This window comes from Candidatus Aquarickettsia rohweri (genome assembly GCF_003953955.1).
GTDB classification, from domain to species: domain Bacteria; phylum Pseudomonadota; class Alphaproteobacteria; order Rickettsiales; family Midichloriaceae; genus Aquirickettsia; species Aquirickettsia rohweri.
Window position 1 is genome coordinate 1 of the sequence record NZ_RXFM01000126.1, and the last position, 2539, is coordinate 2539.

The following is a 2539-nucleotide window of genomic DNA, read 5'->3' on the forward strand; positions in this document are numbered from 1 at the left end:
CCATATAATATTGATAAAAAAATATCATCAAATTAAATTTTTTTTAGAATTATCAAAAAACTTAAGAAACCCAAAGAAAGGCGGATAATACTTGTCAAGATGGGGATATTTTAGCGTTTACTGTATAACACTATACCTTAAATTTGAAAAATGCTTTTTTATTAACTTTTCAATATCAGATATATATTTAATTCTAGGAGTTACAATAAGAACAATTCCACCTCTACTACTTTCTCTATGAATTGCTTGTTTTAAAATTTCTAGAGAAAAAGGTAGGATATAAGTTTTGATTGGTTTCCTGTTAAGTGGTGGGGTACTGATAATACTTAAATCCCTTATTCCAACTAAAGACATCTGCAATGTCCTAGGGATAGGAGTTGCAGAAAGAGTTAACATATGTACATTCTTTTTTAACTGCTTCAATTTTTCTTTTTGAGCAACACCAAAATTCTGCTCCTCATCAACAATTACAAGTCCTAAATTTTTAAAATAAATATTATCAGCAAGTAAAGCATGCGTGCCTATAATTATATCAATCTCTCCATTTTTTAACTCTTTTTTAATTTTTTCTTTTTGACTTTTAGTATTTTTACTAGAAATAAATTTTATATTTATATCAAATCCAGCAAATCTTGTGCAAAATGTTCTATTGTGTTGTTCTACTAAAAGCGTGGTAGGGGCAAGAATCGCAACCTGAGAAGGTGTATCGCCTTTTACAGTTATAAAAGCAGCTCGCATTGCAATTTCAGTTTTTCCAAATCCTACATCTCCACATATTAATCTATCTGTAACACCACCAGAACCTAAATCTTGTATTATATCTTCAATTGCAGATAATTGATCATTAGTTTCAATATATTCAAAAGAGTTACAAAATTTTTCATAACTTGAATAAATAGGATGTAATTCAATACCTTTTTTAATCTTTATTTCAGCAGCAATTGCAATTAATTTTTTAGCAATTTTTGCAATTTTATTTTTTGCTTTAGTTCTTCTAGTACTCCAAGAACTTTTTCCTAATTGATCTAGATTACTATTTTCACTATCACCCCCATATTTTGTTATCAAATCAAAATCTTCAATTGGAATAAAAAGTTTATCATTATTTAAATATGTAATTTTTATAAAATCCTTCAGAGTATTGCTTGTTTTTATTTCCTGAATACCTTCATATTTTCCTATGCCAAATTTCTTATGTACAACTAATTCTCCTGAATACAACCTATGAGAATTTTGCGTAAACTTTTTTATGTTTTTTTTTCTAGAATTACTAATAGTTAAGCTTTTACCAAAAATATCTTTTTCTGATATAAAAATAAAATTTTTACTTATAAATCCTGTTTCAAGAGCTAACTTAGATATGAAAAATTTATTATTGCTTTTAATTGCTTCATCTATATTAGAAATTATATCAATTTTGTAATCATTTTGAGTAAAATACTTCTTTATGCGCTCTTGTTTTGCTTTACTTGTGAAAAATATTATAACTTTTTTAGAATTAAAATTGCTATTAGCTTGAGATAAAAAATTTTTTAAATTATCTAATTCAGATATTTTATTTAGTTTTGCTGTATAATATAAATTATCAATTTGCTTAAATTCATCTTCATTATAATTATGAAATTTGGTTAAAATGAAATTTGATAATGAAGAAATTTTTTTACTAATATTTACAGGTGGCAAATATATTTTGGAAGGTGAAATCAAATCATTATATGCATCATCATATTCATTATTATTATTTTTATATTTTTTATTAATTGATTTCCAATATTCATCTAAATTAACTTCAAAATCACTTTCTCTAACTATTACTTTAATGTTATTAAGGTAATCAAAAATACTATTAGGATTTTGATAATATATTGATTTTAGATGAAACGTTTTTTCTTTTAATTTTTTTTCTCCTAAGTTTTTTAAACTTTTTAATAATTGAAAATTTTTAGATTCTTCATCTATAAAAATCTCATGTGCTGGAGGAATATTAATTGACTGGATTTTATAATGACTTATTTGAGTATTTATATCAAACTTCTTAATATTTTCTAAAATATTATCAATAAAGTTTAGTCTAATTCCAAAATCACTACCAAAAATCATTATATCTATAATACTTCCTCGCACAGAAAATTCACCAAATTCCTCTACTATATCAACCCTTGTATAGCCTATATTTGTGTAAACGCTAAAATATCCCCATCTTGACAAGTATTATCCGCCTTTCTTTGGGTTTCTTAAGTTTTTTGATAATTCTAAAAAAAATTTAATTTGATGATATTTTTTTATCAATATTATATGGAAGTAAATTTACTAACTCTTTTGGATCAGAATAATCATGAATATGATTCAGCAAATATTTTAAATAATCATAAGGATTAATCTTATTTACTTTGCAAGTTTCAATAATACTATAAATATTTGCACTAGCTTTAGCACCCTTAGTTGTTGCACAGAACATCCAATTTTTTCTGCCAACTGCAAATGGTTTTATACTACGCTCCGAATCATTATTATCAATACGCAGTCTTCCATCTAAAAG

Annotated in this window: 2 protein-coding genes; both read right to left on the reverse strand. The window is 24.9% G+C overall.

What is annotated here, in order from left to right; genetic code table 11:
• Positions 1–117: 117 nt before the first annotated feature.
• Positions 118–2208: a DEAD/DEAH box helicase gene (locus tag EIC27_RS06650; RefSeq protein WP_126045269.1), complete on the reverse strand. Its 2091-nt coding sequence runs from the start codon at positions 2206–2208 to the stop codon at positions 118–120.
• A 55-nt stretch (positions 2209–2263) separates the two neighbouring features.
• The coding region (locus EIC27_RS06655; RefSeq protein ID WP_153183752.1) for a transposase domain-containing protein at positions 2264–2539 on the reverse strand (276 nt) is incomplete at its 5' end.